Genomic DNA, 12,037 nt, shown 5'->3' with positions numbered 1-12,037 from the left:
GGCCGGTGGACGGCTACGAGGTCCTGTGGGGCGCCCGGCCGGCGCCGCGACGCGGCCCGAAACCCGCGCTGAGCCTCGAACGCATCGCGCGCACCGGCATCGAGCTGGCCGACGCCGAAGGCTTGGCCGCGGTCTCGATGCAGCGCGTCGCCGCCGAGCTCGGCTTCACCAAGATGTCGCTCTACCGCTACGTGCCGGGCAAGGCGGAGCTCGTCGCGCTGATGGCGGACCTCGCGATGGGCGCACCACCCGAGCTCGACGGCGGCTGGCGCGAACGGCTGGACGCGTGGACCCGCGCGCTGCTGCCGCGCTTCACGCAGCACCCGTGGGTCCTCGAAGCGACGACCGGCCCGCGCCTCCCGGGCCCCAACGAGCTCGCGTGGACCGAAGCCGCCATCGCCGCGCTCGACGGAACGGGGCTCCGCGGCAGCGAGCGGATGGACGCCGTGGTGGTGCTGGTGGGACACGTCCGGGGCATCGCCCAGCAGGCCGCGGCGACACCGGACGGCAACCCCGATCAGCAGCTCAGCTCGAAGCTGGCCGAACTGCTGCGCGAACACGGCGACCGCTTCCCGGCGCTCACCAACGCCCTGACCGACACCGAAGGCCAGGACCAGGCCCTCGATTTCGGCCTCGCCCGAATCCTCGACGGCCTCGCCACCCTCATCACCGACCGCTCGGCCTGACGGGGCCGCGTCAATTTCCTGCGAAATTGACCATCATCCGGGTGGGTCAGGCTGCGAGGAATGCCTCTACGGCGTGGCGAGCTCTGTTCGCCGCGCCGGGTTCGCCGAGGCGGAGCGCGGTGTTCGTCGCGATCAGCACCGCATCGATCTGGAAGGCCGCGAGATCCGCGTCGAGATCGGCGATCTCCTCGGCGTCGGCGGCGGTTCGCAGCTCGGTGGCGATGAGTTCGCGCCAATCCCGCTGATGCTCGAACAGCACGTCGCGCACCGGGCCCGGCCGGCTGTCGAAGTCGCCGAGGTTCGCCGCCCAGAAGCAGCCACCGGCGAACAGCGGCTCCTCGGCGTAGGCGAGCCACCGGTCGACCAGCGCGCGCAGTCGCGCGACACCGCGCGGCTCCGCGAGCGCGGGGCGGACGACGGCCTCCTGGAACTCCGCTCGCGCGCACTCGGCGGCCGCGAGCTGGAGGTTCCCCTTCGTCCGGAACAGGGTTTGCACGCCGCTCTTGCTCACACCCAGGTCGGTGGCGAGGCGGCCGATGCTCAGCCCGTTCAGGCCTTCCAGCGAGGCGACGTCGACGGCGTGCCGGGCGATCGCCCGCCGGGACCGCGCGCCGCGCAGCAGGCGCCCGTCCGCCGCGTTCCTGAGCTCGTCCATCGGCGCCATCCTGCCACTTGAAAAAACGTACGACCGGTCGTACGTTTAGTTCATGAACGATGCTCGCAAGATGGAGCTGGCGCAAGCGCTGGCCGCGGCCAAGAACCGTCAGGACGTGCCCGCGGCCCTGCGGCTCCTGCACCGGGACATGGTGCTGCGAACCCCCGCGTTCGGGACCGCCGCACGGGGAGTCGCGGCGAACGAGAAGGCGTTGACCAGGTTCTTCACCTCCTTCCCCGACTACGAAGTCGACCTGGCGGGCCACGCGACCGGCGGCGGAACCCTGGTCTGCTGGGGCACCGCGCGGATGACCATGACCGGCGACCGGTTCGGCGTGCGGCCCAACGGCGAGCGCGCCGAGCTGCCGGTGCACATCCGGTTCGAGTTCGCCGACGACCTGATCGCCAGCGAGGTGTTCTCCTTCGACCTCGCCGAACTCTGCGCCCAATCAGGCGTCTCCACCGACACCGTGCGGCGCACGCTGTTCGGAACGAGGTCATGACCCGTGCATCAACCGGAGTCCTGCCCGACCGCACCTCAGGGGAACGTGATGCAACCCAGCCACAAGAAACCGCAAAACGCGAGAACAGCACCGAACGCAACCACCACTGAAAATCGCGGAGAGGCGGCACAGCGGGCGGTCCGCGAGATCGAGACGGCGCACCTGTTCGACATCGTCGTCGACCTGGAGCGGCTGGACATCGGCGCCGGGCCGCTGGGACACCGGGTGCTCTTCCAGTCGGCGGGCGGGTCGTTCGAAGGGCCGCGACTGCGCGGCGAGGTCCTGCCCGGCGGGGGCGACTGGGCGCTGTTCCGCCCCGACGGCACGATGGCGCTGGACGTCCGGCTGACGCTGCGCACCCACGACGACGCGCTGGTGCACATGACCTACCAGGGCCGCTGGACCGTCCCGCACGAACTGCGCGCCGCGATGGCCGATCCCGCCGAACGGCACCGGATTGATCCGGACCGCTACTACTTCCGGACCACCCCGCTCTTCGAGACCGGTGCCGAGCAGTACGCGTGGCTCAACGACGTCGTCTCCGCGGGCTCGGGCTACCTGGTCGACGGCGGCGTGGCCTACCGCGTCTCCGAACTCGTGTGATCAGTGCTTGATGGCGCCGGCGAGGTTGAAGGCGCCGCCGAGGGAGCGGGAGACGATCAGGTAGAGGGCCACCACCGGGGTCGTGTAGAGGATCGAGTAGGCCGCCAGTTGGCCGTAGGCGATCAGGCCGCCTTGGCCGAAGAAGGTGAAGATGCCCACCGAGGCCGGTTGCTTCGCCGGGTCCAGCAGGAGGATGAACGGGACGAAGAAGTTCCCCCACGCCGTGATGAAGGTGAAGATCGCGACCACGCCCATGCCCGGGACGATCAGCGGCAGGACGATCGTGCGCAGGGCCTGCATCGCCGAGGCGCCGTCCACCCACGCCGCTTCTTCCAGGCTGATCGGCACGCCGTCCATGAAGTTCTTCGTCATCCAGATCGCGATCGGCAGCGAGGTGGCGGCCAGGAACAGCGTGGTGCCGAACATCGAGTCGATCAGCTCCAGCTGCACGAACATGCTGTACACCGGCACCATCACCGCGGTGATCGGCAGCCCGGAGGCGAACAGGACGACGTAGAGGAACGGCCGCCGGAACCGCAGCTGGTAGCGCGACAGCGGATACGCGCACAGCACCGCCGCCCCCACCGAGATCAGCGCCGCACCGGCGCACATCAGCAAGCCGTTCCACAGTGGACGGCCGCTCTGCTCCCAGCTGAGCACCTGCGCGAAGTTGTCCAGCGTGAACGTCTCGGGCACCTTCGCCGACAACGCGGCGTCGGCGTCGAAAGCCGCGGTGAGCAGCCACAGGAGCGGTGCGAGGAACGCCAGCGCGACGACCGCGAGCACCAGGTGCACCACCACCGACACCGAACGCCGCCGAGCAGAAGTCACCGCCATCAGATCTCGTCCTTCAAGCTCTTGGCGTACACCACGGCGAACAGCCCGCCGATGAGCAGCAGCACCAGCGAGATCGTCGCGCCGTAGCCGATCTCGTGGAACTCGAACGCCGAGTCGTACATCAGCAGCGGCAGCGTCTGCGTCGCCGCGTTCGGGCCGCCCGCGGTCAGCACGTAGATCAGCGTGAACAGCCCGATCGTCTGCAGCGTGATCAGCATCAGGTTGGTCAGCACCGAGCGGCGGATGATCGGCAGCGTGACGTGCCAGAACCGGCGGAACGGCCCGGCGCCGTCCACCTCCGCGGCCTCCACCAGATCGCTCGGCACCTCCGACAGCGACGCCTGGTAGACCAGCATCGAGAACGCGGTGCCGCGCCAGACGTTGCCGAGGATCACCGCGAGCATCGGCACGCTGTAGAGCCAGTCGCGCGGTTCCAGACCCATCCCGACCAGCACGTTGTTCAACGTGCCTTCGGAGTTGAGGAACGCGTAGACCGCGAACGCCGCCACCAGTTCCGGCAGCACCCACGCCGAGACCACCACCGTGCCTACCGTGGTGCGCAGCCAGCGGTTTCGGTGCTGGGTGAGCACCGCGATCAGCATGCCCAGGCAGTTCTGCCCGATCACCGCCGAACCGACGGTGAAGACCACGGTCAGCCAGGCCGAGTGCCACAGCGCCGGATCGCTGAACAGCCGCCGGAAGTTCTCCAGCCCGACGAACTCCGGCTCGGTGGCCGCGGCACCGGTCAGCGCCGCGTTGGTGAACGAGACGTAGCCGCTCCACAAGATCGGCCCGGCCACGAACAGGCCGAGCAGCAGCAGCGCGGGCGCCATCGGCACCAGCCACTGCCGCGCCCGCACCGCCATCAGCCCGCCCTGGTGTTGGCCGGCTGCACGATGCGCGAGACCTCCTGCGACCACTGGTCGGCGACCTCGTCCGGCGGCCTGCCCGCCACCACGTCGAGCACCGACTGCTGGATCTGCTGGGACACCTTCGGGTACTCCGGCAGCGCGGGCCGGTAGTGCGTGTTGTCCAGCAGGCCGATCCAGAACGCGTTCAGCGGGTTCGCCCCGAGCACCCGCGGATCGGCCGCGGCGTCCTCGCGGGCGGGGAGGTTGCCGCTGGCCGTGGTGTACTCGACCACGTTGTCCTTGGACATCGCCTGCTTGATGAACTCGAACGCGGCGTCCTTCTTCTCGCTGGAGGAGCTGATCGCCAGCGTCCAGCCGCCGGAGAGCGTCACGGTGCCCGGCGCCTGGCCGTGCTGGGTGGGCATCGGCGTGGCCGACATGGTCCGCGCCCAGTCCTGCCAGCCGGAGTCCTGCCAGTTGCCGGAGGCGAAGCTGCCGTCCAGCCGGATCGCGACCTTGCCGTCGCGGGCCAGCTCGTCGCGCTGCACCTTGTCGTACTGCGCGTCGGCGATCTGCGCCTTGCTCTGGGTGAGGCCCTCCGCCAGCGCGGTGGACAGGAAGCCCATGGCGTCGGCGAAGCCCTTGCTCGGCGCGATCCACTTCTGCCCGTCGTGCAGGGTGCCGGTCTCGGTGCCGTACAGCAGCATCTCCACCGTCTGCATGCTCACCGACTCGCCCTCGGCCTTGCCCAGCGCGAGGTCCATCGCGATCGCGTCCGGCCGCCGCTGCTTGACCTGCCGGGCGGCGGCGAGCACGTCGTCCCAGGTGCGCGGCCGCCAGTCGGCGGGCAGGCCGGCCTGGGCGAACAGCTCGCGGTTGTACCAGAGGCCGCGGGTGTCGGTGTCCAGCGGAACGCCGTAGGTCTTGCCGTCGGCGGCCTTGCCCGCCTGCTTGGTGGTGTCGATGTAGTGCTCCCAGTCGGGCCACTGCGCCAACCGGTCGTCCAGCGGTTCCAGGTAGCCGGCCGCGACGTCGGAGTTGACGTTGAAGCTGTCCTCGTAGAGCACGTCGGGCGCGGTGGAGGGCGAGCGCATCCGCAGCTGGAGCTTGGACAGGTACTCGCCCTCCGGGGCGACCACCGGGTCGAGCTTCACCGTCTTGCCCGGGTTGGCCTGCTCGTACTGCTGCTTGACCCGCTGCATCCACTGGTCGACCTGCAGCGTGTTGCCGTATCGGTGGTAGGCGACGCTGATCGTGTTCGGGTCGTCGGCGGCGCCTCCGCCGCAGGCGGCCAGGGTGAAGCCCAACGTCGCGGTGATGAGCACGGACATCGCTGTGCGGCGCTGCATCGCGAGCCTCCTGCCAGCAGTGGTTGCGCGCGGCTTGAGATCCGGATCACACTCTGGGGTAGTTAATTCCATTCGATGGAACAAGTCAACGATCTCGCCGCCCGCCGACGGGTGCGCCACCTAGGAGCGTGCATGGCCAAAGCGTCCTGGCAGGGCACCAACCTTCCCCGCGTGGGCGGTTTCAACAGGGCCGTCGTGCTCGACGCGATCCGCCGCCGCGGCGAGATCAGCCGGGTCGAGCTCGCCCAGCGCACCGGACTGACCGCGCAGACGATGTCCAACATCGTCCGCGCGCTGATCGAGGACGGGCTGGTCACCGAGAACGGGCACGCGCCCTCCACCGGCGGCAAGCGCCGGGTGCTGCTGAAGGTCGCCGCGGACGCCTACTCGTCGGTGGGCCTGCACCTCGATCCGGAGCGGATCACCGGTGTCCTGCTGGACATGGCCGGAGGCGTGCGGATGCGCAGCACCCGCCGGTTGCCCGACAACGCCGCGCCATCGGCCGTCGCCTCAGCGCTGGCGCGGACGTTGCAGCAGCTCGTGCGCCGTTCGGGAATCGAGGAGAGCCGGGTGCTCGGCGTCGGGCTCGCGGTGCCGGGACCGCTGGACTCCGCGCACCGGCAGGTGCTCTCGCCGCCGAACCTGACCGGGTGGGGAGCGGTGCCGCTGGCCGACATCGTCGCGGAGCGCGCGGGGCTGCCGGTGGTGATGGACAACGACGCGACGGCGGCGGCGATCGGCGAGCGCTGGGCCGGTGGCGAGCACCGCGCGGGCTCGTTCGTCTACGTCTACTGGGGAACCGGGGTGGGCATCGGCGTGGTGCTCGACGACCAGGTGCACCGCGGTGTCAGCAACAACGCGGGCGAGATCGGCCACCTGAACAGCGGTGGCGGCCGCGGATGCCATTGCGGCAGGCGGGGATGCCTGGAGGCGCACTGCTCGATGCGCGCGATCGTCGCGGACTGGCGATCAGCGGGCGGCGAAACCGGCGAGGAGTCGATCGCGCAGTCCTACGAGCAGCTCTGCCGCCGGGCCGCGGACGGCGACGCGGTGGCGGGCAAGGTGCTGCGCGCGGCGGCGACGAAGCTCGGCCAGGCGCTGGCATCGGTGGTCAGCGTGCTCGACGTGGACCGCGTGGTGCTCGGCGGCCCGGCCCTGCGCCACGCCTCCGACCTGGTGCGCACCCAAGTGTCGAAGGTGCTGTCCAAACAGGTCTGGGCCCCCGAGGTCCGGCCGGTCCAGGTCACCCCGGCCCTGATCGGCGAGGACGCCGGAGCGGTCGGCGCGGCCTCGCTGGTGCTCGACCACGCCTACTCGCCCCGGCTCGCCACGCTCCTCGGACCTTGAGGGCAGGACCTCAGCCCCTCGCTAATACCCCGGCCAGTTGCTCTCCCTGCGGGTCTTGTTGACCTGCTCGGTGAACGCCTCGTTCTGCTTGCGCATGATCTCGGCGATCTCGTCCTTGGAGAGGTCCTTGGCGTCCGACGCCTTGGGCCCGCCGAACTCGCCGTCGAGCATCCGCTGCTCGTCCTGCTGCGTGCGCTGCCCCTTGAAGTCGGGGACGTCCGTCCTGTTGAGACCATCGTTGCCGGTGGGCCGGTTGGCCCACTCGTCGTTGTTCGGGTGACGGCCGTCCGGTGCGTCGAGCTTGTTGAACCGGTCGATGAGCCCGTCGACGTACTTCTTGTCGTAAGCGCCGGGCTTCTCGGCGAGGTGGTTGAACTCGCGCTGGATGTCGTAGTACTCCTTGAACTGCTTGCCGCCCTTGTCGCCGCCGACCCAGTCGAAGTCCGAGCTGAACTGCACGTCCTTCATGAACTTCTTCTGCTCGTCCGGGCTCATCTTGTCCGCGGCCTGCATGATCGAATCGGCGAACTCCTTCTTGTTCGCACCGTATCCGGACGAGTTGTCGAACGCGGAGCTCGGCGATTCGCCCTTCGCCATCCGGTTATCGATGTAGTCGGAGTTCTTCGTCACCCTGCCGATGGCCGAGTTCGGGTCGCCCGGTCCCAGCGGCAAGTTCTCGATCTTGCTGTTCATCTGGTTGAGCTGGTCGCGATAGTGCTTGGTCATCGCGGCGTGGTCCGGGGTCCCCGGGGTGTAGTTCTTGTCCACCCACTTCTGCATGCCGTCGCGCATGGTCTGGAACGAGACGATGTGGCGGGCGTCGTTCTCCCCACCGCTGTACTTGGAGTTCGGGGCGTCCTTCTGGTCCTTGATCTTGTTCAGGGTGGGGTTGGTGAACGCGGGCCGGGGCCACGCCTTGACCTTGGGCGGGCCGGAGGCCTTGGGCTTCTTCGGCTTGGTCACCTTGCCGGTGTTCTTGGGGCCCAGGACGTTCGCGGCGCCCTGACCGCCCTTGCCCGGCCGGGGCTTCCTGGGTTTCTGGGTGTGCTTGCGCGTCGGCGCGAGGCCGAGGGCGTCGGTCTCCGCGAGCGGGTTCCCGACGTAGGTCGCCGGGTTGGCCGCCGGGGCGAGGCCGAGCGGGTCCTGGCTGAGGTAGCGGCCGGTGGCCGGGTCGTAGTAGCGGTAGACGTTGTAGTTCAGGCCGGTCTCCGCGTCGGCGTACTGACCGGGGAAGCGCAGCGGGGTCGCCGGCCGCTGGCCGGGCAGCGCGCTGCCCCACAGGCTGGTGCGATCGTGCCAGGTGAGCTGCCCGTCGGCGGTCACCAGATCGGTCGGCTTGCCCACCGCGTCGGTGACGATCGAGTGGAACCGCTCGCCGGATCCGTCGCGCTCGAGCTGCGCCACGACCACGTCGTCGTCGGGGCGGTGCGCCCAGGTCGTGACCTCGCGCCGACCGCGCGCGTCGGTGTGGACCTGCTCGATCAGGGTGGCGCCGTCCCAGACGAAGTCGACCTGCTCGGCCACCACCGCATTGCCGTCCGACCCCGGCGCGAGGCGCTGCTTGGCGATCCGGCGGCCGACCGGGTCGTACCGGTAGCGCCAGATCACGCCCTCCGGTGTCGTCACCGCGACCAGGCGGTCGTGGGAATCCCACGAGTAGCGCCAGTTCCCGGCCGCCTGGACCGCGCGCAGCACCAGCCGTCCCTGCGCGTCGTACTGGTAGCCGACGCTGCCGGAGGCGACCAGCGCGTTGCCCGCGTAGCGGCGCGGCCCGGCCTCGGCGTTCGGCACGCCCTCGGAACCCACCACGTTGCCCAGGGCGTCGTAGCGGTAGCGCTCGTGCCGGTCCGGCGCGATCACCTCGATGACCCGGCCGAGCTGGTCGAGCCCGAAACCGGCCTGCCCGAAGGCGCTGTCCTGCACCCCGGTCAGGCGGCCGTCGGCCCGGTAGGAGAACCGGCGCCGCACCACGTCCTGGCCGGAATTCCCGGTGACCGCTTGGGAAGCGAGCAGTTCGTCCTCGTAGGACTGGCTCAGGGTGACCGCGTCGTTCACCGACCGCCCGGTCTCCCGGCCCGCCGCGTCGTACTCGAAGCTCATGGCGTGCGCCGCGAAGGCCAGGTTCCGGGCGGTGCCGTGCTCGTCGAACGACCAGGTGCTGTCCACACCGGACGGTGTGGTGCGCCGGATCGCGTTGTTCTCGTCGTCGTAGGCGTAGGCGACCGTGCGGCCGTTGGTGGTCTCCGCGAGGATCCGGCCCTCGACGTCCCACTCGAACTCCAGCACCGCATCGGCGTTGACCGCGCGGACCAGGAACCCGATCGGCGAGTAGGCGTAGCTGGTGACGCCCGACGGAGCACGCCACTCGACCATGTTCCCGAGCACGTCGTAGGCGTACTCGGTCACCTCGCCCACGCCGTTGACCGAACGCACCAGCTGGCCCGCCGCGTCGTAGGTGTACTGCAGCACGCGGCCGTCGAAGTCGCGCTCCTCGATCACGCGGCCCGCGAGGTCGTAGGTGTAGCGCCAGGTCTGGCCCTGCGGGGTGGTGACCGACAGCAGGTTCCGCTCGGTGTCGAACTCGCGCACCGTGCGCGCCCCGGTCGCATCGACCTCGGCGGTCACCACCTCGAACGGGCCGTACTCGTTGGCCGAGACGCCGCCCAGCTCGTCGGTGCGGGCGATCTCGTTGCCCTCGGGGTCGTAGCGCCACTGCTGCTTGCCGCCGCGCGCGTCCAGCTGCCAGGACGGCAGGCCCTCGACGGTCCAGCCGTGCTTGGTCCGCCCGCCGCGCGGCGTGGTCTGCTCCGTCAACCGCCCGAACAGGTCGCGGGCCTGCTCCGGCGCGGCGCCCGCTTCCCCGGGCGCACCGGCGCCGAGCCGTCCGGACTCCAGCATGTCGAGGCTGAACTCCGGTGCCGCACCGACCTTTCCGCCGAACGCGTCCGGTCGCTCCGCCACCGGGTAGGTGCGGGTCCAGCTCCGGCGGCCGTCGTGCACCGCGATCGACTCGATCGAACCGCCGTCCCAGAGCAGCTCGACGACGCTGCCGTCCGGCCGGATGATCTCGCTGGGGCGGTCGTGCTCGTCGTAGGTGTAGCCGGTGGTCCGGCCGAGCGGGTCGGTGCGGGACAGCAACCGGTCGTAGCGGTCCCACTCCGACACCGTGGCGCCGCCCAGCTGGTCGACCTCGCGGACGAGCTGCTTGGCCTCGTTGAAGTGGTACTCGGCGACGCCGCCGAGCGAGTTGGTGTGCCTGGTGACGTTGCCGCTGTAGGAGATCGCGGCGTCGAAGAAGCCCTTGTCGCCGACGGTCTGCACGCACCGGCCGTGCTCGTCGTAGACGTAGCGGAGCCAGGACCCGAGGCGGTCCTGCCAACCGGTCAGCCGGTCGGCGTCGTCGTAGTCGAACCGCAGCGGGATGCCGGAGGAGTTGACGACCTCGCTCAGCCTGCCCCGCGCGTCGTAGCCGTAGCGCACGACCACCACGTCGAGCCCGCGCTGGTCGTCCAGCACCCGGACCGCGGTGGGCTTGCCGTGCTCGCTGTCGATCACCACGTGGTAGCCGTCGGAGTGGCGCAGCTCCTTGGGCGGGCCGTACGGGGTGTGCTCGATGTCGATCCGGCGGCCGTCGTCGTCCTCGATCCGCAGCAGCGGCAGGACGCTGCGCTGCTTGCCGAAGTGCAGGTACCGGCCCTCCGCGGCGATGGCGTAGCCGTCCTCGAGCAGGGCCAGCGGCCAGCGCGGCCCCTCGAGCGGCAGCACCGCGGAATCCCCGCTCGGCAGCGGGTAGACCAGGATCATGCCGTCCGGCGAGAAGTAGCAGATGTGCTCGTCGTCGACCTCGAGGCGCTGGTCCAGCGTCGAGGTCCAGGTCGGCCCGAACCACCGGCCCGCCCGGTACGAGGAGACGTGCATCCGCTCCAGGACCAACTTCAGCGGCCCGAGGATCTCCAGGTCGGTCTCGGTCATCACCACGTGGCCGGTGGCCAGGTCGACCGGGTCCGTGCCGCCGGTGGACAGGCCGTCGGACTTGATCGAGCGGTCCCGGGGGTTCTCCGGCTTGTTCGGGTTGCCGTTGTTCCCGGACCTGTTGCCCGCCGGGTTCGTCGACGCGGGACCGCTCGGCGTCGGACCGCTGTCCGGCGACTTGGAGTTCGAGCCGCCGTCGGGGGACCTGGGGGTGTCGCCGCCGCCCGGGGACCTCGGCGCGTCCCCGCCGTGGGAGGTCGAGGAGGTCTGCGCCGGGCCGTTGTCGCCGGTGCCCCGGTTCGGCGCGGGGAAGTCGCCGGAGCCGCCCTTCGAGCCCGGGCCGTCGTTGCCGGTGGGCTTGGTCGGGGCGGGGCTGTCGGGCTTGTTGCCGGAGCCGCCCTTGTCCTTCTTGATCTTGTCGAGCGCCTTCTTCGCGTCGCCGAAGCCATCGCCCAGCTTCTTCATCAGCTTGCCCAGCGACTTCATCGCCTTGACCAGCTTCGTGGTCACGTCGGCGATCTTGGCCACCGTCTTGGCCACCGCCGCCACGACCTGCGGCACCACCCAGGCCATCGCGATGCCCAGCGTGGCCAGGACCTGCAAGGCCCACGAGATCAGGTGGCCGACCAGCTCGGCGATGATGTCTCGCACCAGCGTGCGCACCGCCGCGACGACCTCGCCCGCGGTGCCGATGCCCTCCGAGGCACCTTCGGCGGCCTTCTTCGCCGCCTCGATCAGCTTGCCGGTGTCCTCGCTGCGCTTGCGGTAGGAATCCGCGGCTTCCCCGGCCCAGTCGGCGACGTCGCTGTTGACCATGTTGGTCATCTCGGTGTTGATCTCACCGAGCTCGTTCGCGACGTTCTTCCACGTCTCGGAGTGGGCCTTGATCTGATCGGCATCACCGGTCAGCGCGTCCAGCGCGTCCGACAGCGGGCCGACGTGCTCCATGAGCCAGCCGACGCCGGCCGCGAGGATCGATCCGAACGGGTCCAGCGCCATCGTGAGCGCGTCCAGGCCGGTGCCGACCGCACCCATCACCCCGGAGGCCCAGTCCCCGGACTCGATCGCCTTCTTCGTCTCGTCGATGGATTCCATGATCGGAATCCCGCTGAACGACTCGGTCGAATCCTTGCGCTCCGCCACCAGCGGATTGGTCACGACATCCCCCAAAGGTCGGTGCGGAGTCCATTCGGCAACAGCTGGCCGGATCGGCGGCCTCCGCTGAATCGCCTGCT

At 70.1% G+C, this 12,037-nt stretch carries 9 protein-coding genes; 4 read left to right on the top strand and 5 right to left on the bottom strand.

The annotated features are described in order from the left end of the window. Window positions 1–5: 5 nt before the first annotated feature. Window positions 6–686: a TetR/AcrR family transcriptional regulator gene (locus tag OU416_RS11520; RefSeq protein WP_270926881.1), complete on the top strand. Its 681-nt coding sequence runs from the start codon at window positions 6–8 to the stop codon at window positions 684–686. A gap of 46 nt (window positions 687–732) precedes the next feature. Here OU416_RS11520 and OU416_RS11515 read toward each other — a convergent pair whose 3' ends face one another. Further along, a complete protein-coding gene (locus OU416_RS11515; protein WP_270926880.1) occupies window positions 733–1,341 on the bottom strand; it encodes a TetR family transcriptional regulator C-terminal domain-containing protein in 609 nt (202 codons plus the stop codon). A 52-nt stretch (window positions 1,342–1,393) separates the two neighbouring features. On the opposite strand from OU416_RS11515, the gene OU416_RS11510 reads away from it, so the two are divergent. Together OU416_RS11510 and OU416_RS11505 are read left to right on the top strand one after the other, a co-directional pair. Beyond that, complete coding sequence (locus OU416_RS11510; RefSeq protein ID WP_270926879.1) at window positions 1,394–1,843, top strand: ester cyclase; 450 nt, start codon at window positions 1,394–1,396, stop codon at window positions 1,841–1,843. Window positions 1,844–1,891: 48 nt separating this feature from the next. Then, window positions 1,892–2,446 carry a DUF3237 domain-containing protein gene (locus OU416_RS11505; RefSeq protein WP_270926878.1) on the top strand — a complete coding sequence of 185 codons (555 nt, stop codon included), beginning with the start codon at window positions 1,892–1,894 and terminating at the stop codon, window positions 2,444–2,446. Here OU416_RS11505 and OU416_RS11500 read toward each other — a convergent pair whose 3' ends face one another. From OU416_RS11500 to OU416_RS11490, 3 genes are read right to left on the bottom strand one after another with little or no spacing between them, the layout of a single operon-like run. Continuing rightward, window positions 2,447–3,283, bottom strand: coding sequence for a carbohydrate ABC transporter permease (locus tag OU416_RS11500; protein ID WP_270926877.1), 837 nt, complete (start codon window positions 3,281–3,283; stop codon window positions 2,447–2,449). Then, entirely contained in the window at window positions 3,283–4,149 is an 867-nt protein-coding gene (locus tag OU416_RS11495) for a carbohydrate ABC transporter permease (RefSeq protein WP_270926876.1), read from the bottom strand. Before OU416_RS11495 ends, OU416_RS11500 begins: the two co-directional genes overlap by 1 nt. Beyond that, window positions 4,149–5,483, bottom strand: a complete 1,335-nt coding sequence (locus tag OU416_RS11490) for an extracellular solute-binding protein (protein WP_270926875.1) — start codon at window positions 5,481–5,483, stop codon at window positions 4,149–4,151. The genes OU416_RS11495 and OU416_RS11490 overlap by 1 nt, the downstream gene beginning before the upstream one ends. Before the next feature lie 132 nt (window positions 5,484–5,615). Between OU416_RS11490 and OU416_RS11485 the strand changes: the two genes are divergently transcribed. Continuing rightward, window positions 5,616–6,830, top strand: a complete 1,215-nt coding sequence (locus tag OU416_RS11485) for an ROK family transcriptional regulator (RefSeq protein WP_270926874.1) — start codon at window positions 5,616–5,618, stop codon at window positions 6,828–6,830. A 21-nt stretch (window positions 6,831–6,851) separates the two neighbouring features. On the opposite strand, the gene OU416_RS11480 is transcribed toward OU416_RS11485, so the two are convergent. Then, complete coding sequence (locus OU416_RS11480; RefSeq protein WP_270926873.1) at window positions 6,852–11,960, bottom strand: DUF6531 domain-containing protein; 5,109 nt, start codon at window positions 11,958–11,960, stop codon at window positions 6,852–6,854. Window positions 11,961–12,037 lie beyond the last annotated feature (77 nt).

Origin of the sequence: Saccharopolyspora indica (genome assembly GCF_027853965.1) — a bacterium.
GTDB classification, from domain to species: domain Bacteria; phylum Actinomycetota; class Actinomycetes; order Mycobacteriales; family Pseudonocardiaceae; genus Saccharopolyspora; species Saccharopolyspora indica.
Note: the sequence above shows the minus strand (reverse complement) of the source record. Positions and strands in the feature narration are given on the sequence as shown.

Excerpts from the sequence above, each read along its gene's own strand:
- OU416_RS11510 (WP_270926879.1), top strand. The coding sequence starts at position 1,394 with ATGAACGATGCTCGCAAGATGGAGCTGGCGCAAGCGCTGGCCGCGGCC.
- OU416_RS11505 (WP_270926878.1), top strand. The coding sequence starts at position 1,892 with ATGCAACCCAGCCACAAGAAACCGCAAAACGCGAGAACAGCACCGAAC.
- OU416_RS11490 (WP_270926875.1), bottom strand. The coding sequence starts at position 5,483 with ATGCAGCGCCGCACAGCGATGTCCGTGCTCATCACCGCGACGTTGGGC.
- OU416_RS11495 (WP_270926876.1), bottom strand. The coding sequence starts at position 4,149 with ATGGCGGTGCGGGCGCGGCAGTGGCTGGTGCCGATGGCGCCCGCGCTG.
- OU416_RS11500 (WP_270926877.1), bottom strand. The coding sequence starts at position 3,283 with ATGGCGGTGACTTCTGCTCGGCGGCGTTCGGTGTCGGTGGTGGTGCAC.
- OU416_RS11515 (WP_270926880.1), bottom strand. The coding sequence starts at position 1,341 with ATGGACGAGCTCAGGAACGCGGCGGACGGGCGCCTGCTGCGCGGCGCG.
- OU416_RS11485 (WP_270926874.1), top strand. The coding sequence starts at position 5,616 with ATGGCCAAAGCGTCCTGGCAGGGCACCAACCTTCCCCGCGTGGGCGGT.